Consider the following 15,765-nt stretch of genomic DNA (forward strand, 5'->3'; position numbering starts at 1 on the left):
TGGCTTACTTCTTGCCGCCGCACTTACCCTCGCCGCACTTGCCATCCTTGGCTTTGGCCTTGCTGCCACCGCACTTGCCTTCGCCACATTTGCCGTCCTTGGCTTTGGCATCCTTGCTGCCACCACATTTGCCTTCGCCGCACTTGCCATCCTTGGCCTTGTCCGCGGCGGCCACCATGTAGCCACTGGAAAGGCCTTGCATGGCAAAGGGATTGCCTGCAGCCTGGGCCAGGCCGGCAGTGCCGATGGCAGCGGTCAGGGCGGCCCCCAGGGCCAGGGTCAGGGTTTTCTTGGTCGCGTTCATGTCGATTCTCCTAAAGGTCTGTCATGTTGTTTGCCCGGGTGGGCAGCTACTTGGCCCCCGGCCCGGCCTGTCGGCCGGACTGCCCCCCGTGGGGGGCAAACCCATCTTGGGGCGGCCCGTCGATGGGTTTGGGATGACGATGGTCTCGGAGAACCGGGCGTTCAGTGTTCGTGGTTGCACCGCTCGGCCACGGCCTTGCGGATGCGTTCCCGCGCCTCGGGGGTGAATTCGATGTCTTCCGCGATGTCCTCGCTTTCGGACTCGGCGCGGCGGCCCAGCTCGCGCAGGGCTTTCCGCATCAAGGCCACCTGCTGCTCGAAACGGCGGCAGTACACGCACATCATCAGGTGCAGCTTCAGACCCCAGCGATCCCGGAAACCCAAGGGGCGTTCCTGGTTCTCCGAAATCAAGTGGCTTGCATCCTTGCAGGTCAGCATCTTCATCATCCTCGGGCGCTCTTACGACATTGAGCCGACCCAGTTCCGGTCGAGACACCGCCGGAGCCCCAAACGGGCCCGATACAGCATCGTCCACAGGTTGGTCGGCGTAATGGCCAATTCCTGACAGATATTTTCAGTATTTTCTTCCATGACCTCACGCATCATGAAAAGACGCGCCAGACGAGGTGGCAGCGCATCCAGGCAACGCTGCAGGATAGTCATGAATTGGCCGCGTTCCAGCATCTCCTCGGGGTTGCCCCAGTCCGAGGGCTTGTCTTGCCAGCGCCCACTGGGCTTGAAGATTTCCTCCGTCAGCGGATCCTCGCTGACCTCCGCGTCATCCGGATCTTCCAGCTGCACTTCCCTTGCATCTCGGCGGAACATGTCCATGACCTTATGCTTGAGGATGCCGATGAGCCAGGTCCGTACCGAGGATTCCCCGGAAAAACGGTCCCTGGCCTGCAACGCCGCCAGCAGGGTCTCCTGCACCGCCTCCTCGGCCCTGTGTTCGTCCCGGGTGTGCAGGAGGGCATATTTATATAAGGCCGCGCCATGATCCGTAAGCCAATCATCCGGCGAGCCGGCGGCGTATTCACCCATGGTCTTCTCCATCCAATGGTCTTGTTGTGGCGGTAATGTACCAGACGGTCCATAAATGACGCCAATACCTGTCAGGAGTTCCTGGCTTCAGACGACCAACCCTTGATCACCCATCAGACAAGGAGCAACGCCATGGGCCGTTTTACATTTTTCCTGATCGGTATTGTGTTGATGGTTACAGGGGCCGGGCTCGGCGCGGCTGGCTTCCAGTTCTCCGGGCCAGGCACACCCACGCCCTTGCCGCCCAACCCCCACAACAATCCCTGGCTCAATTACCCCACCCACTACGGCCCCGGTGTCGTTCAGCAGCACGGCGACGGCCTGCCGGCGGAGGCGATGGCGCGGCTGAACCGATTCATGGGCCTGGCGGAGGCGGACCGCAAGGCCTTCGCGGCCCGGGCTGAACAGGCCGCGATGAAGCGGGGCGAGACCCTGTTCAATGATGCCCGCCTGGGTACCACGGGACTCAACTGTGCCGCGTGCCATCCCAACGGCGGCACGGCCGGCGGCAAGGTGGGGATGGGCCGGCACGAGGTGGACATCCCCTCCCTCATGGACGTGGCCAGCCGCTATCCGCGCTACAAGCCCCTGGATGGCCGGGTCATCACCCAGACCGAGATGCAGAACAACTGCATCCGCATGTTTCTTAAGGGCCAGCCCTTGGCCTCTGGCACTCAGGATGCGGCGGATCTGAGTTTTTATGTCGGCCGTTTTCGCATCCATCCTTGACATACTGTACCGCCCGGTCCATAAACGAGGCATGGCACTAAGCATTGGACGACCTCTTCAATACGACCCGGACAGCGCGCTGGAAACAGCGATGCAGTTATTCTGGACGCAAGGCTACGAGCACACCTCCTTGCAGGATCTGCTCAACGCCATGAACCTGTCCAAGAGCAGCCTATACCAAGCCTTTGGCAGCAAACAGCAGTTGTTCCGGCAATGCATGGCACGCTACACGGATTTCCTGGCCGGCCACTTGCGGGAAGGGCTGGCAGGCGCGTCTTCGGGCCGTCGCTTTATCGAGGCCTTTCTGAACTCCGTATTGGCTGACGTGGAAGCCGAGGGCCAGCGTCGGGGCTGTTTGGTGATGAACACCGCCAGCGAGTTCGCGCAGAACGAGGCGGAGATCGCCCGCGATGTGGCCCACAGCATCGAACGCTTTCGCGGCATATTGCGGGCTGCGGTGGAACGCGCCCAGCGCGAAGGGGACATCCGGCCCGAGCGGGACGCCCAGCAACTGGCCAACTACTTGGTGAGCAGCATGAGCGGCCTAAAAAATCAGGCCAAGGCCGGCGCTGACGCGGAAACCCTGAAAGGCATCATCGCGGTGATCCTCATGGCCTTGGACTGATTTTTTTGACTTATTATGGAACGTACGGTCCAGATAGGCCGTGCGGCATTTGGGCACACCCCGCAACCGGAGAGCACCATGAACTACAGCGACACCATGATCCACATTGACGAAGCCCTCGACGACAAGGCCCGTGCGGCCCTGGAAGTGCACCTGTGGGCTCGGGACGGCGTCGTGGCGCCCCGCTTCAATCCCGGCAGGCCGCATTTGCTACTGGTGGCCTTCGACCCGGCCAAGACGAGGGCTACCGAACTTCTCGGCCTGGTTCGCGCATGCGGCCATACCGCCGAGTTGGTGGGACTGTAGCCCTTTTTTGTGCCCACTTATGGACCAGTCGGTTCATTAGAAACAGGAGTCGCTCATGCAAGCCGAACACAAACTCTCCCTCCCCTCCCTCAGCCCCAACGAGGCGGAACCCCTGGCCCGCGCCCGCCTGGAAGAAGCCCGGAACAAGCTGGGCTTCATCCCCAACATGTATGGCGTCATGGCCAACTCGCCAGGATTGCTGGACACCTACATCCACGGCTACGAGCGCTTCCGCCAATCTTCCGGCTTCACGCCCGCCGAGCAGGAAGTGGTGCTGCTGGCCATCAGCCGGGAAAACGGCTGCACCTACTGCGTGGCCGCCCACAGCTTCATCGCCGACAAGATGTCCGGCGTGCCGGTGGCGGTGACCAACGCCGTCCGCGACGGCGTCCCCATCCCCGATGCGAAGCTGGCTGCTCTGCACGACTTCGCCCGGACCATGGTGGTGAAGCGGGGCCTGCCCGGCAAGGCGGACGTGGCGGCCTTCCTGGCGGCGGGGTTCAGCGAGCGGCACATCCTGGAGATCGTCCTGGCCATCTCCGTGAAGACCCTGAGCAACTACGCCAACCACCTGTTCCACACCCCGGTTGACGGCGCCTTCGCGGGCCGTGTCTGGTCGGTATAAACGGCTATCGAAATCCGCCTTCATCTGGCGGCAAGTGCTGAGCGGCCCCAGGGCCGGCCTGCGCCCAGCCCGCCCCCCGAGCGGGTCAAGTAAACTCGGGGCGGCCCTTCGTTTACTTGAGAGTTGGGGGGCTGGCGGAACCGGCCACCCTGTTCTATGAACAGGCTGAAGTTCTTGGTATGGCCATCCGGCGCGGCCAGCAGCCAGAAAACGAGCTGGGCTTTCAGGAAGTGTTGCCGTTCCTGTTCAGCCACCACGCTGCCCCGGAGGGTGTCCAGGATCAGGTCGATACCCGGCCCGCCCCGGTCCTGTTACTTCTGGCTGGCGTGCAGACCGTACACCTGGCAGAAATCCTCCTGGGGCAACCGGACCCACCAGCCCTCCGCCTGCCAGGCCCGGTCTACGCGGGTGACCACCAGCACCTTGTGGGGGCCAACACTCCTGGGAGAGGCCCACCCGCTGCCCCAGGCTCGCCTGGGACAACCCCCGCGCTTTACGCAGGCCGCGAAGACGGGCCGTGCACCCCTGGGGTGCACGGCGCCGGCAGGCGAGCCGGTTATTCGCGCCAGGCGCTGAATACATAACCCGTCTTGGCCGCCTGCTCGGCATGGCAGGCGAAGCAGGCACCCTTGGCCTGGCTGCCCACTGCCCGTTGCTTCGGGTCGCCCTTGGCGAATCCCTCGAAGCCCCAGCCACCGGTGTCCTTGAAGCGCCGGGCATCACGCTGCATCACGCCGACGATCTTGCGCGGCCCTTCGGCGATGGCGCTACCGGCCTTGTCCACCTCCAGCAGGTCGAACACGATCACCGCGCCGTCCGGAAATTTGCCACTCCGGTAGCCCTTCAGGGCGCGGTCGTTGGCGTAGATGTGGTGCAGGCCGCCAAAGGTCTCGTGCAGGGGATGGCCGGGCTCCAGGATCAGGCTCTTTACGTGGGACCAGTTCCGGTAGCCGAGGGGATAGTCCACGCCGGCACTACCCGCATAGGTGGCGGTGGCGGTGGTCAGGCTCAGGGCAAGTAGCAGGGTTTTCATGTTCGGGTTCCTCTCGAAGATGGGGTCATATCGATCCATTTGGTATCGATACGATACTTATAGGGAGGAGGTTCTGATTTGTCAATCAAGTATCGATCCGCTACATTAAACCCATGAGCAATGACATCCTGCGCATCCTGGAATTGGCCGAACGCCTGGGCAATCTAGCGGAGGCCCACCTGAAGACCGTGGCGGCGACGCACAGCCTGCTCCCCGTGCATGCGCGCATCCTTCTCTATCTGGCCAACGCCAACCGCTACTCCAACACGCCCCAGGCGGTGAGCGACTATCTGGGCCTGACCAAGGGCACTGTGTCGCAGAGCCTGATCCTGCTGGAGAGCAAGGGCTTCCTCGCACGGGGGGCGGATGACAGGGATGGCCGGGTGGTGCGCCTGGCCCTGACCGAGGCCGGCCTGTCCCTGGTGAAGGCGGTGGAGCAGGCGGGCGCCGAGCGCTTCCAGACCGCCGCCAGGAGCCTGCCCAAGGGGCTGCTGGATGGCTTGACCGGCATGCTGCGCCGCTTGCAGCTCGCGGAAGGGCGGAAGAGCTTCGGCGTGTGCCGCACCTGCCGTCACCACCTCGCGGAAGGTCTCGGCCAGTGGCGTTGCGGCCTCACCGGCGAGACGTTGACGGTGGGGGACCGAGAGCGCATCTGTCGCGAACACGAGCCAGCCGGAGACCCGGCATAGCCCGCGAAAAGGGGTTCGTCATGGTGGTCCATGCATGCTGTTAAGGATGACGGCATGTATGTTGTCAGGATTGACCCATCAGAACGACCAATCCACGAGCAAGCAATGCAATTGGACGGGAGCCGACATGGCCCACATCACCCTTTCGGATAAAACACTTGAAATTCGCCTCAGCCCCGCGGCGGAGCGCGCCCTGGCCGCCCGCGCCACGCCCTTGCTGGCGGAGATGGAACTGCTGTTCTCCTGCCTGATCCGCAAGCGGGTGCGCTTCAGTGAGCAGGTCGCAGACGACGCCACCCTGGCATCGGAGCGGCTTGCCGTGCGCTTCCGTCCGGTGATGACCCGGGTGTGCAACGTGGCGGAGGTGGGCGGCACGCCGCCCCTGGATGATTTTCCCATTGCTGATCCCAAGCCCTATGTGCCCCGCTGGCTGTCCATTGATTTCCGCAAGGGCGCCTGGACAGGCGACTTTGGCTACTGATTCCCGGAGAATGCCATGCAATGGCTGATCACTATCGTGGGGGGCCTGGTGGCTCTGCTGGTCCTGAGCCAATTCCTGGCCTTGCGGCGGGCAAAGCGCAGCGAGGGCAGCCCCGCACCGGATACTTCCGCCGTGGATGGCCCCGCCCAGAGGGAAAGCCGGCGGCTGTATTACTTCTTCGCACCCCATTGCGGCCCTTGCCGGGCCATGGCCCCCGTGGTGGACCGGCTGCGCGGCGACCACCCCAATCTCATCAAGATCAACGTGGCGGAATCGGCGCCACTGGCGCGGGCGTTCGGCATTGCCGCCACGCCCAGCTTCGTACTGGTGGAGGACGGCCTCATCCGCCAGGTGCGCCTGGGCGGTCAGAGTGAGAAGCAACTGTTGAGCATGCTCCAGGGGAATTGAACCTAGTAGACCTCAGCGCCCCTGCCCGGCAACCGGCGGCGCTGGTGGGCCGGGCTGGGGGCCAGGATGCGCTCCACTTGATGGAGTAGAAAAATACCCCTCACCGCGTCAGGAATTCGCGCTTGGTACGACCAAGAAACAGCGGCGGGCCATCGTTCCGCCCGTAACCATAAGGAGATTGACATGAGCGCGACAGCAAAAGCCGGAAAGCAGGCGACCGGCAAGAAGACCGAAGCCAAGAGGGAGCCCGATGACTTCGACGCCATGGTGGCCGAGGCGGCCTATTACCTGGCGGAACAGCGCGGGTTTTGTCCGGGATGCGAACTGGATGACTGGCTGGCCGCCGAGGCCCGGGTACGGGCCCAGGCAGGCGTCGATCTGAGCGCCCCCAGGGCCGGGCTGCGCCCAGCCCGCCCCCCGAGGGGGTCAAGTAAACTCGGGGCGGCCCTTCGTTTACTTGAGAGCGGTGACTGAGCACACCTCTTGAACCTGGCTTGAACCCGCGCGCAGCCAGCCCGCCGCCAGAGATAGGAATCCACGTGGAACAGGCCCTGCCCCAATCCATCCATTTCGGCCGCGAGGTCTGCAACGACCTTGCCCAGGCCGAGCGCCGGGAATGGTGGCTCGCCAACGGTCTGGGGGGCTATGCCGCCGGCACCGTGGCGGGCACCCTCACGCGCCGCTACCACGGCTTGCTGGTGGCCCCGGAACCCGGCGGCTCGCCAGGCCGCCGCCTGGTGTTCGCCCGGGCCGAGGCCACGCTGATGCTTGGGGAACGGGCGATCCCCTTGTTCACCAACCGCTGGGCGAGTGGTGCTCTGGAACCCCTCGGCCATCTCCATCTGGAGTCCTTCCGCCTGGACGGCCGTCTGCCGGTGTGGCGCTATAGGGTGGGGGACACCCGCCTGGAGGCGCGCATCTGGATGGAGGCGGGGGCCAACACGACCTACCTGGCCTGGCGCCTGCTGGCGGAGCCGGGCCATGGCGCCCACCCCAGGTTGCAGGTGCGGCTGCTGGCCAACCACCGGAACCATCATGGCGAGACCCACGCGGGGGCATTCGAGCCGGCTATCCACCATTCGGACCACGAACTTGAAGTGGATTTTGGCGACGGCGTGGCCCTGCGCTTTCGCAGCCGTTGCGGGCGCATCAGCGCCGAGAAGACCTGGATCGAGCGCTTCCACTTGCAGGAGGAGGCGCGGCGCGGTCTGCCGGACAGGGACGACCTCCTGTGGGTGGGCACGGTGGACCTGCCCCTTCATGCCGGCGAGTGGGTGGGTTTTGTCGCCTCCACGGAACGGGATATTTCTCCTTATCTGGGCGAGGCCCTGCACCAGCGCCAGCACCAGGACGCCAGCCTTCTGCGCATGGCCAAGGTGCGGAACGGCTGCCTGTCCGGCGCCCCCGCCTGGATAGATCAGCTGGTGCTGGCCGCCAGCGGCTTCCTGGTGGATTGGCCGTTGCAACGCGGGCAACGCCGGGGCGGGATGATCGCCGGCTATCCCTGGTTCGGTGAGTGGGGGCGGGACACCTTCATCGCCTTGCCGGGGCTGACCTTGCCATTCCATCGCCACGAGGAGGCACGCCACATCCTGGAAGGCTGGGCTGCCCACCTGGACGACGGCCACCTGCCCAACCATTTCCCAGAGGATGGGGCCTCTCCGGCCTACAACTCGGCGGATGCCGCCTTGTGGTACCTGGAGGCCTGGCGGGCCTACCTGGAAGCCAGCCGCGACCTGGACGCCCTGCGCCGCTGCTGGCCCAGGCTGGCGGATATCGCCGGGGCCTATGGGCGCGGCACCCGCCATGGCATCCGCCTGGACCCGGCGGACGGCTTGCTGGTCTGCGGCGCGCCCGATACCCAGCTCACCTGGATGGACGCCCGGGTGGACGGCCATCCCGTCACCCCCCGGGCGGGCAAGCCGGTGGAGATCAACGCCCTCTGGTTCAACGCCCTCCTGAGCCTGGCGGGCTTCGCCCGGCTGCTGGAGGAGGACCCGACACCCTTCGAAACCCTGGCGGAACAGGCCCGGGCAGGCTTCCGGCGCTTCATCCGGCCCGACGGCCTGGGGTTGTATGACGTGATCGGCGGCCCCGAAGGCGATGATGGCCGCATCCGCCCCAACCAGATCTTCGCCGTTTCCCTGCATCACACGCCCCTGGCGGCCGAGAACCAGGCCCGGGTGGTGGCGGTGGTGGGCGAACGCCTGCTCACCTCCTACGGTCTGCGCACCCTGGACCCGGAGCACCCGGATTACCGGCCCCGCTACGAAGGCGGCGTGGCAGCGCGGGACGGCGCCTACCACCAGGGCCCGGCCTGGGCCTGGCTGCTGCCCCATTACGCCATGGCCGCGTACAAGGTCACCGGTGACGCTGGGGCCGCCCAGGCCCTGCTGGAGCCCTTCTCCGACCATCTGCCGGACGCCGGCCTGGGCACGGTAAGCGAACTGTTCGACGCGGAACCGCCCCATACGCCCCGGGGCGCCCCCGCCCAGGCCTGGTCCGTGGCCAGTGTGTTGCAGGTCTGGTGCGAACTGGAACGCGCCGGACAAGAGGCTCGCCATGGCTAGCCACGACAATCCGGAACGCGCCCGCCTGGAGGCCCAGCGGCAAGGCCGGGAGAACTGGCGCCTGTGGGGACCTTATCTGTCCGAGCGGGCCTGGGGCACGGTGCGGGAGGATTATTCCGCCGAGGGCGCTGCCTGGGAGTACTTCGGTTTCGACCAGGCCCACGCCCGGGCCTTCCGCTGGAGCGAGGATGGCATCGCCGGCATCTGCGACGAGGAACAGCGCCTGGTCTTCGCCCTGTCTCTGTGGAACGGCTGCGACCCCATCCTGAAGGAGCGCCTCTTCGGCCTCACCGGCAACCAGGGCAACCACGGCGAGGACGTGAAGGAATGCTACTTCCACCTGGACGCCACCCCCACCGCCAGCTGGCTGCGCTACCTGTACAAGTACCCCCAGGGCGAGTTCCCCTACCGCTGGCTGGTGGAGGAAAACGCCCGCCGCACTCGCGCCGATCCGCCGGTGACCCTGCACGACGCCGGCGCCTTCGTGGACGACCGATACTGGGACGTGGAGGTGCGCTACGCCAAGGCGGGACCGGAGCAGATACTGATCCGCCTGTTCGCTGCAAACCGGGGGCCGAAACCAGCCAACATCTGGCTATTACCCAGCCTATGGTTCCGCAATACATGGAACTGGGGCGACGGCGGAGAACGGCCGGTCCTGCGCGAAATCCCCGCGCCCCAGGGCGCGGTATGGGCGGTGCGGGCAGACCATCCCAGCCTGGGTACCTGCTACCTGTATGGCCGGCGCCAAGCGGAACGCCTGTTCACCGACAACGAGACCAACACCCAGGCCTTGTGGGGCCAACCCAACGCCCACCCGTACACCAAGGATGCCTTCCACCGCTACCTGGTCCACGGCGAGACCGCCGCCGTCAATCCGGAGCGCTCGGGCAGCAAGTTCACCGCCAGCCACCGGCTCACCGTAGCCCCCGGCGAAACCGCCATGACCGGCATGGTGCTGTCCCGTGCCCCCATGGATGCGCCCTTCGCCCGCTGGGAAGCCACCTTCTCCCTGCGCCATGCCGAGGCCACGGTGTTCTACGACACCCTGCTGCCCCACGCCAACACCGAGGACCACCGCATCCTGCGCCAGGCCCTGGCGGGCATGGTGTGGAGCAAGCAGTTCTTCCACTACGACGTGGCCCGCTGGCTGGACGGCGACGGCCACGCGCCACCGGCGGCGCGCAAGTCAGGCCGCAACCGCCACTGGCGCCATTTCCGGATGAAGGCGGTGGTGTCCATGCCGGACAAGTGGGAATACCCCTGGTTCGCCGCCTGGGACCTGGCCTTCCATGCCTCGGCCCTGGCCCTGGTGGATCTGGACTTTGCCAAGGACCAGATCGAACTGCTGCTGCGGGACAACGCCCTGCACCCCAACGGCCTGATCCCCGCCTACGAGTGGGCCTTCGGCGACGCCAACCCGCCGGTGCACGCCTGGGCGGCCCTGAAGCTTTACCGGGCCGAGCGGGTTCAGCGAGGCACGGAAGACCGGGGTTTCCTCAAGCGGGTGCTGCACAAGCTGCTGCTCAACTACGCCTGGTGGATCAACCGCAAGGACAGCGACGGCCACAACGTGTTCGAGGGCGGCTTCATGGGCCTGGACAACATCTCCGTGTTCGACCGCTCCCAACCCCTGCCGCCCGGCTTTCATCTCAAGCAGGCGGACGCCACCGGCTGGATGGCCATGTATGCCCTGAACCTGACCCTCATGGCCCTGGAAATCACGGTGGAAGACCCGGCCTACGAGGAAATCGCCATCCAGTGCTACATGCAGTTCATGAACATCGCCGCCGGGATTGCTGGAAAAAGCGCCGGCCACGGCGACGGCGGCATTGCACTGTGGGACGAGGCGGACGGTTTTTACAAGGACCTGCTGCTGGGGCCGGACGGTGGGCAACGCCGCATCGACGTGTTCTCCTGGGTGGGCATCATTCCCCTGTTCGCCTGCGAGGTGGTGGACAAGCGCCTGCTGGAGGCCGCGCCCCGCTTCGCCGCCCGCCTGGCCGAACACGGCGGCGGCGGCTTCGACGGCCACGTGGTGTGCGCCTGCCCGGTGCATGAAAACACACGCGGCGAGCATTTGCTGTCCCTGGCCGATCCGGACAAGCTGGCGCGCATCCTGGCTCGGGTGCTGGATGAAAACGAATTCCTCTCCCCTTACGGCGTGCGCGGCGTCTCCAAGCATCACGCCAGCCACCAGGACCTGGTCGAGTTGCCCGGTATCGGCCGGGTGCGCATGGAATACGAGCCTGGCGAGTCCCGCAACGGCCTGTTCGGCGGCAATTCCAACTGGCGCGGCCCGGTGTGGCTGCCACTGAACTACCTGCTCATCCAGTCCGTGGAGAAGTACTACCGCTTCCTGGGCGCCGGTTTCACCGTGTCCGCCCCCTGTCTGGACGGCCGTGGGGCCAGCCTGAAGGAAGTGGCCAACCTGCTGGCCGAGCGCCTGGTGGACCTGTTCCGGCGCGGTCCGGAGGGGCGCATCCCCGCCTATGCGCCGGATTCCCCCTTGCAGCGGGATCCCCACTGGCGCGACCTGCACTTGTTCCACGAATACTTCCACGGCGACACCGGCCAGGGGCTGGGCGCCAGCCATCAGACCGGCTGGACCGCGCTGATCGCAAACCTGGTGTTCCGGCGCTATCGGGAAGACATTCCCGAATACTGGAAATCCCCCACCGTTACTTCCCCCTAGAGATGAACCATGAGAAACACGCTTTCCATCCTGCTGTTGGCCCTGCTGCCCCTGTCCACCGGCGCCGACGATTCCGGCCTGGCCAGCCGCCCCAGTCCCTATCCGGTGGCGGAGACCCTGGATCGTCTGGAGGCCGTGCTAAAAACCAAGGGCATCAAGGTCTTCGCCCGCATCGACCATGCCGCCGAGGCCCGCTCAGCGGGCCTGTCGCTGCGGCCCATGCAGTTGCTGGTCTTCGGCCATCCCAAGGTGGGCACACCCCTGATGCAGGCCGTGCCCACCGTCGGCCTGGACCTGCCCATGAAAGCCCTGGCCTGGCAGGACGAGGGCGGCCGTACCCTGGTGACCTGGAACAGCCCGGAATGCCTCATCGGCCGGCACGGCCTGGACCCGGACCAGGGCAAGCCTCTGGCGGCGGTGGGCGGGTTGATCGACGCGGCTTTGAAGTAATCCTTCAGCAATCGGGATAGGGGCGGTCAGGTTACCTGACCGGGCCCCTCCCACAGCACCCGGCATGCGGGTCCGCACCGGGCGGTTCGAGAAGTTGAGGTCATGAGAGTCGAGGTACGCCGAGTTTGTCGAAGTAGGCAATGGTCAGCACCCGTTTGATGTCGCCATCGCTGTTTCTCCACCAGCAGTGGGAATTGCCCGCTACACGCCTTGCTACCTGTCCGGCTGCGCCCAGGTTGATCAGTTCCCGGTAGATCGTGCTACCCCGCCTCCAGTGCTTGAGTTGGATCGCCCTGAGCCGGTGCCGAAGCCATTCGTCCAGCGTCCGCCAGACTTTCGGTGTTTGCGCCAGCCCAAAGTAGGCTTTCCATCCCAACAGGTAAGGTTTGAGCTTGTCGATGACCTCGGCCATGCTGCGTCCGCCCGAGCGCCGGGTCAGTTGCCTGACCCTTTGCTTGAACGTCGCCATCGGCTTGTCGGCCACCCTGCGCTTGATCCCTTCCTTGGCAAACCAGAAGCTGTAGCCCAGGAACTTCCTTCCCGTCACGCTCGCCACCGCGCTCTTGGCCTCATTGACCTTGAGCCGCAGCTTGGCGTAACACCGCCGCAGTAGCGCCATCACCCGCTCGCCTGCCTTCCGGCTGCGTACATAGACGTTGCAGTCGTCGGCATAGCGCGCAAAGCAATGGCCGTACTTCTCCAATACCTTATCCACGTCATCCAGCAGCACGTTCGCCAGCAGCGGGCTCAGCGGCCCGCCTTGGGGCGTGCCCTGGTACCGATCCAGCACCACGCCATCGCTCATGATGCCGCTGGGCAGGTACGCCCGAATCAGCCGGATCACTCCGGCGTCGTCAATGCGTTTCCCCAAACGGTCAATAAGGATGTCGTGATTGACGCGATCAAAGAATTTCTCAAGATCGACATCGACCACATTCCTCCGCCGGATTGGACGTAGCCCTGCGCCGCAAGCATCGCGTCGTGTGCCCGCCGTCCCGGCCGGAAGCCGTAGCTGTGTTCGCTGAAGGTGGGGTCCAGTATCGGTTGCAGCACTTGCAGCAGGGCTTGCTGGATCAGCCGATCCGTGGCCGTCGGGATGCCGAGCTCACGCTCGCCGCCGTCCGGTTTCGGAATCGTTACCCGTCGTACCGGTCTGGGCCGGTACGTCCCCCGCAGCAATTGTTCCCTTATCTCCGGCCACGCCGTGACGAGGTGGCGTCCGGTCTGCTCGATGTCCAGACCATCCACCCCCGCCGCCCCTTTGTTGGCTTTGACTCGTTTCCACGCTTGCCGCAGGTTGTCTCTCGTCAGGGCCGCAGCGAGCAGCCCTGACCCTGTGCTCTCGGTGTCCCGTCGCGGGTTGGCCGCTTCGTCGCTGACAGGATCGCGTCCGGCTTCACCGTGCGCTCCCCCCGCCCGCTCCGCTTGCGCGGACTTCTGACGCCTGGCGTTCAACATCGACATGGCCTCGAACACTTCTCCTCGTTCGGCCATTCGCTCCTTGACTGGCAGCTACTACGGCCTCTGCTGACTTCTCGCTCCGCCTTCCGGCGTCGCCCTTTCAGGCGTAAGGCGAGATCTCCCCGGGTAAGAACGCACTCCTTCAATGCACAACCGCCGGATTTACGCCGCCTCGCCTTGATCACGAGAGCTTCTCGGTTTCATGCCCGTTCGCCCTGCTCGGCAACGCCTTCTATCCGGTTCTTGTCCATCGGTTCGCAGCTTCGCTCCACGCTTCCTCCCCACACTCGGTCGCCCTCATGCAGCTGCGCTTCGCTTCGTTCGCTGTGATCAACTTACGGTGGGACTTGCACCCACAAGAGTGCGCCCGTGCCGGGCGCGCATGAAAAAGGCCGGAATCGCTTCCGGCCTTGGTGGGGGTGAAAACGATCAGCGGCTGACATCCAGCACCGCCCAACCGTAGTTGTCGCCATGGCCTTTTTCCGGGCCGGCGGCACCGATGGCGAAGCCGGACTGGTCGATATCCCCGTTGCCGGCAGTGAAGCCGTTGTAGGCATCGATGCGGGGTGAGGCCATGCTGAAGCCGGTGCCCACGAAGGCGGGTTTGTCGAGGTCGTTGAGGACATAGCCATACGCATCGGGATTGCTGTCGCCGCCCCAATAGGTGCCGGCGAAGGCGGAGGTGGCCAACAGGCCGGAAGCGATCAGGCTGGTGATGAGTGTCGTGCTTTTCATGATGTTCTCCTTCTCTTCGGTTGAGGTCAGTACGGGAGTTGTCCGTACTGGCGATTAAGACCGGTTTGCTTTCCGAAACCTGACATCGGTGTTTGCATCGGTGTTTGCTTTCGGTCCGTGGATTGGTCGGGTGGCCAAAGCATTCCTTACAGATTTTTTTCAGGGGTAGCCGGATGCATCTCGGAAAGCGGCACGGACTGGCCCGATGCGTCCACCACCCGGCAGTGGGAACGATTCAGTTCCCGGGGTTCCCGCACGCCGCAGGCGTGGGCCAGGACGCCCACTTCCCGGGTCATGTTGCGTTGGTAGTGGGCCACCCGCTCCGCCTTGGCGGCGGGTACCAGCCCCTGCTGCAGGCGGGGGTCGTGGGTGGTGATGCCCGTGGGGCAGGTGTTGCGGTTGCAGCGCAGGGACTGGATGCAACCCAGGGCGAACATGAAGCCCCGGGCCGAGCAGGTGAAGTCCGCTCCGGCGCACAGGGCCCAGGCCACGTCCGCCGGGGTGACCAGCTTGCCCGAGGCGATGACCTTCACCCGTTCTCGCAAGCCGTATTCGGCCAGCTTGTCCACCAGCAGGGGCAGGGCCTCCCGCAAGGGTAGGCCCATATCGTCGATGAGGGCCTGGGGGGCGGCGCCGGTGCCGCCCTCGGCGCCGTCCACGGTGATGAAGTCCGGCGCGCTGTCCGGGCCCCGTGCCCGGATCAGGGCGAACAGGGCGTCCAGCCATGCCGGCCCGCCCAGCACCGCCTTGATGCCGGTGGGCTTGCCCGTCACCCGCCGCACCCGCTCGATCATGTCCAGCAACTCGCCGTTGTCGCGGATGTCCGGATGGCGGTTGGGGCTGATGGCGTCTTCTCCCACGCCGATCCCCCGGATGGCGGCAATCTCCGCCGTCACCTTGGCCCCGGGCAGGATGCCGCCCTCGCCGGTGTTGAGCCAGCAACCAGCCCGTTTCGCGCCCTGGGACAGGGCCAGCACGGCGGGCTTGGAAATCGCGCCGAAGCTCATGCCGGAGATATTGAACAGCGAACGGGTGATATAGGGCGAGCGGCAGCCCGGCCCGATGACCACCTCCCGGGGGGGTACCGCGTCCTCCCCCAGGGTGGGGAAGGGCGTATTGACGAACAGCACCGTACCCGGCCGGGTCAGGTCCCTGGTGGAGCCGAAGGCCACGGTGTTGTCCAGGTCCTTGGCGGCCCGGTACACCCAGGACCGCTGGGCCCGGTTGAAGGGCAGCTCCTCCCGGTCCATGGCGAAGAAATACTGGCGGAAGAACTGGCCCAGGCGCTCGAACAGATAGCGGAAGTGGACGATGACCGGATAGTTGCGGCGCAGGGCCTGGCGGGTCTGGGTCACGTCCAGCACATACACCACCACCAGGGCCAGGGCGGCCAGCCCCACCACGAAAACGAACAGGGCGGCGAGAAACTCCAGGGCCTGCATGACGAATGCGTGACTCGGGAACATGGCTTGCCTCCAGTTAAGTGTGTTTGCCCATGTGAGTCGTGGCAGGCGCGAATTGCTGACTGGCATTGTCAGGTTCGGCGGTTATCCTCGACTAATAGCGTAGGTTCCTGCTTTGCAGTTCCGCTAGGCGCCCGTTTGATGCGCCGCG

Annotated in this window: 18 protein-coding genes and 1 pseudogene; 11 read left to right on the plus strand and 8 right to left on the minus strand. The window is 65.3% G+C overall.

Going from position 1 to position 15,765, the window contains the following annotated elements:
• Nucleotides 1-4 precede the first annotated feature (4 nt).
• The 3 genes from H6935_08700 to H6935_08710 all read right to left on the minus strand — a co-directional run bounded on the left by H6935_08700 (nucleotide 5) and on the right by H6935_08710 (nucleotide 1,344).
• Entirely contained in the window at nucleotides 5-304 is a 300-nt protein-coding gene (locus tag H6935_08700; protein ID MCP5278429.1) for a hypothetical protein, read from the minus strand.
• Between the two features lie 161 nt (nucleotides 305-465).
• Entirely contained in the window at nucleotides 466-750 is a 285-nt protein-coding gene (locus H6935_08705) for a zf-HC2 domain-containing protein (protein MCP5278430.1), read from the minus strand.
• A gap of 12 nt (nucleotides 751-762) precedes the next feature.
• Nucleotides 763-1,344, minus strand: a complete 582-nt coding sequence (locus H6935_08710) for a sigma-70 family RNA polymerase sigma factor (protein ID MCP5278431.1) — start codon at nucleotides 1,342-1,344, stop codon at nucleotides 763-765.
• 132 nt (nucleotides 1,345-1,476) lie between these two features.
• Between H6935_08710 and H6935_08715 the strand changes: the two genes are divergently transcribed.
• The 4 genes from H6935_08715 to H6935_08730 all read left to right on the plus strand — a co-directional run bounded on the left by H6935_08715 (nucleotide 1,477) and on the right by H6935_08730 (nucleotide 3,629).
• Complete coding sequence (locus tag H6935_08715) at nucleotides 1,477-2,073, plus strand: hypothetical protein (protein MCP5278432.1); 597 nt, start codon at nucleotides 1,477-1,479, stop codon at nucleotides 2,071-2,073.
• Between the two features lie 91 nt (nucleotides 2,074-2,164).
• Nucleotides 2,165-2,698: a TetR/AcrR family transcriptional regulator gene (locus tag H6935_08720; GenBank protein MCP5278433.1), complete on the plus strand. Its 534-nt coding sequence runs from the start codon at nucleotides 2,165-2,167 to the stop codon at nucleotides 2,696-2,698.
• Between the two features lie 78 nt (nucleotides 2,699-2,776).
• Nucleotides 2,777-3,004: a hypothetical protein gene (locus H6935_08725; protein MCP5278434.1), complete on the plus strand. Its 228-nt coding sequence runs from the start codon at nucleotides 2,777-2,779 to the stop codon at nucleotides 3,002-3,004.
• Nucleotides 3,005-3,059: 55 nt separating this feature from the next.
• On the plus strand, nucleotides 3,060-3,629 hold the full coding sequence (locus H6935_08730; GenBank protein ID MCP5278435.1) for a carboxymuconolactone decarboxylase family protein: 570 nt from the start codon (nucleotides 3,060-3,062) through the stop codon (nucleotides 3,627-3,629).
• 20 nt (nucleotides 3,630-3,649) lie between these two features.
• On the opposite strand, the gene H6935_08735 is transcribed toward H6935_08730, so the two are convergent.
• Both H6935_08735 and H6935_08740 read right to left on the minus strand, forming a co-directional pair.
• Nucleotides 3,650-3,883, minus strand: a complete 234-nt coding sequence (locus H6935_08735; protein ID MCP5278436.1) for a hypothetical protein — start codon at nucleotides 3,881-3,883, stop codon at nucleotides 3,650-3,652.
• A 302-nt stretch (nucleotides 3,884-4,185) separates the two neighbouring features.
• Nucleotides 4,186-4,662: a cytochrome P460 family protein gene (locus H6935_08740; protein ID MCP5278437.1), complete on the minus strand. Its 477-nt coding sequence runs from the start codon at nucleotides 4,660-4,662 to the stop codon at nucleotides 4,186-4,188.
• A 113-nt stretch (nucleotides 4,663-4,775) separates the two neighbouring features.
• Between H6935_08740 and H6935_08745 the strand changes: the two genes are divergently transcribed.
• The 7 genes from H6935_08745 to H6935_08775 all read left to right on the plus strand — a co-directional run bounded on the left by H6935_08745 (nucleotide 4,776) and on the right by H6935_08775 (nucleotide 11,955).
• The gene (locus tag H6935_08745; protein ID MCP5278438.1) at nucleotides 4,776-5,351 is read left to right on the plus strand and encodes a MarR family transcriptional regulator; all 576 of its coding nucleotides are present in this window, start codon (nucleotides 4,776-4,778) and stop codon (nucleotides 5,349-5,351) included.
• Between the two features lie 127 nt (nucleotides 5,352-5,478).
• Nucleotides 5,479-5,832 (plus strand): hypothetical protein, encoded by a 354-nt coding sequence (locus H6935_08750; GenBank protein ID MCP5278439.1) that lies wholly within the window; start codon nucleotides 5,479-5,481, stop codon nucleotides 5,830-5,832.
• A 15-nt stretch (nucleotides 5,833-5,847) separates the two neighbouring features.
• Nucleotides 5,848-6,240, plus strand: coding sequence for a hypothetical protein (locus H6935_08755; protein ID MCP5278440.1), 393 nt, complete (start codon nucleotides 5,848-5,850; stop codon nucleotides 6,238-6,240).
• A gap of 183 nt (nucleotides 6,241-6,423) precedes the next feature.
• On the plus strand, nucleotides 6,424-6,714 hold the full coding sequence (locus tag H6935_08760) for a DUF2934 domain-containing protein (GenBank protein ID MCP5278441.1): 291 nt from the start codon (nucleotides 6,424-6,426) through the stop codon (nucleotides 6,712-6,714).
• Between the two features lie 65 nt (nucleotides 6,715-6,779).
• Nucleotides 6,780-8,810: a glycogen debranching enzyme family protein gene (locus H6935_08765; protein ID MCP5278442.1), complete on the plus strand. Its 2,031-nt coding sequence runs from the start codon at nucleotides 6,780-6,782 to the stop codon at nucleotides 8,808-8,810.
• Entirely contained in the window at nucleotides 8,803-11,505 is a 2,703-nt protein-coding gene (locus H6935_08770; protein MCP5278443.1) for a glucosidase, read from the plus strand. The genes H6935_08765 and H6935_08770 overlap by 8 nt, the downstream gene beginning before the upstream one ends.
• A 9-nt stretch (nucleotides 11,506-11,514) precedes the next feature.
• The gene (locus H6935_08775) at nucleotides 11,515-11,955 is read left to right on the plus strand and encodes a DUF302 domain-containing protein (protein MCP5278444.1); all 441 of its coding nucleotides are present in this window, start codon (nucleotides 11,515-11,517) and stop codon (nucleotides 11,953-11,955) included.
• A gap of 100 nt (nucleotides 11,956-12,055) precedes the next feature.
• Here H6935_08775 and ltrA read toward each other — a convergent pair.
• From ltrA to H6935_08790, 3 genes and pseudogenes are all read right to left on the minus strand, one after another.
• A pseudogene (gene ltrA, locus H6935_08780) lies at nucleotides 12,056-13,419 on the minus strand (group II intron reverse transcriptase/maturase).
• A 426-nt stretch (nucleotides 13,420-13,845) separates the two neighbouring features.
• A complete protein-coding gene (locus H6935_08785; protein ID MCP5278445.1) occupies nucleotides 13,846-14,151 on the minus strand; it encodes a hypothetical protein in 306 nt (101 codons plus the stop codon).
• A 146-nt stretch (nucleotides 14,152-14,297) separates the two neighbouring features.
• The gene (locus H6935_08790) at nucleotides 14,298-15,593 is read right to left on the minus strand and encodes an FMN-binding glutamate synthase family protein (protein MCP5278446.1); all 1,296 of its coding nucleotides are present in this window, start codon (nucleotides 15,591-15,593) and stop codon (nucleotides 14,298-14,300) included.
• Nucleotides 15,594-15,765: the final 172 nt, after the last annotated feature.

Source organism: Thiobacillus sp., assembly GCA_024235835.1.
GTDB lineage: Bacteria > Pseudomonadota > Gammaproteobacteria > Burkholderiales > Thiobacillaceae > PFJX01.

What these genes read in the sequence shown, in the direction of transcription:
- H6935_08775 (MCP5278444.1), top strand. Translation starts at nt 11,515, where the DNA reads ATGAGAAACACGCTTTCCATCCTGCTGTTGGCCCTGCTGCCCCTGTCC.
- H6935_08710 (MCP5278431.1), bottom strand. Translation starts at nt 1,344, where the DNA reads ATGGGTGAATACGCCGCCGGCTCGCCGGATGATTGGCTTACGGATCAT.
- H6935_08760 (MCP5278441.1), top strand. Translation starts at nt 6,424, where the DNA reads ATGAGCGCGACAGCAAAAGCCGGAAAGCAGGCGACCGGCAAGAAGACC.
- H6935_08740 (MCP5278437.1), bottom strand. Translation starts at nt 4,662, where the DNA reads ATGAAAACCCTGCTACTTGCCCTGAGCCTGACCACCGCCACCGCCACC.
- H6935_08750 (MCP5278439.1), top strand. Translation starts at nt 5,479, where the DNA reads ATGGCCCACATCACCCTTTCGGATAAAACACTTGAAATTCGCCTCAGC.
- H6935_08770 (MCP5278443.1), top strand. Translation starts at nt 8,803, where the DNA reads ATGGCTAGCCACGACAATCCGGAACGCGCCCGCCTGGAGGCCCAGCGG.
- H6935_08715 (MCP5278432.1), top strand. Translation starts at nt 1,477, where the DNA reads ATGGGCCGTTTTACATTTTTCCTGATCGGTATTGTGTTGATGGTTACA.
- H6935_08755 (MCP5278440.1), top strand. Translation starts at nt 5,848, where the DNA reads ATGCAATGGCTGATCACTATCGTGGGGGGCCTGGTGGCTCTGCTGGTC.
- H6935_08745 (MCP5278438.1), top strand. Translation starts at nt 4,776, where the DNA reads ATGAGCAATGACATCCTGCGCATCCTGGAATTGGCCGAACGCCTGGGC.
- H6935_08785 (MCP5278445.1), bottom strand. Translation starts at nt 14,151, where the DNA reads ATGAAAAGCACGACACTCATCACCAGCCTGATCGCTTCCGGCCTGTTG.
- H6935_08700 (MCP5278429.1), bottom strand. Translation starts at nt 304, where the DNA reads ATGAACGCGACCAAGAAAACCCTGACCCTGGCCCTGGGGGCCGCCCTG.
- H6935_08720 (MCP5278433.1), top strand. Translation starts at nt 2,165, where the DNA reads ATGCAGTTATTCTGGACGCAAGGCTACGAGCACACCTCCTTGCAGGAT.
- H6935_08705 (MCP5278430.1), bottom strand. Translation starts at nt 750, where the DNA reads ATGATGAAGATGCTGACCTGCAAGGATGCAAGCCACTTGATTTCGGAG.
- H6935_08790 (MCP5278446.1), bottom strand. Translation starts at nt 15,593, where the DNA reads ATGCAGGCCCTGGAGTTTCTCGCCGCCCTGTTCGTTTTCGTGGTGGGG.
- H6935_08725 (MCP5278434.1), top strand. Translation starts at nt 2,777, where the DNA reads ATGAACTACAGCGACACCATGATCCACATTGACGAAGCCCTCGACGAC.
- H6935_08730 (MCP5278435.1), top strand. Translation starts at nt 3,060, where the DNA reads ATGCAAGCCGAACACAAACTCTCCCTCCCCTCCCTCAGCCCCAACGAG.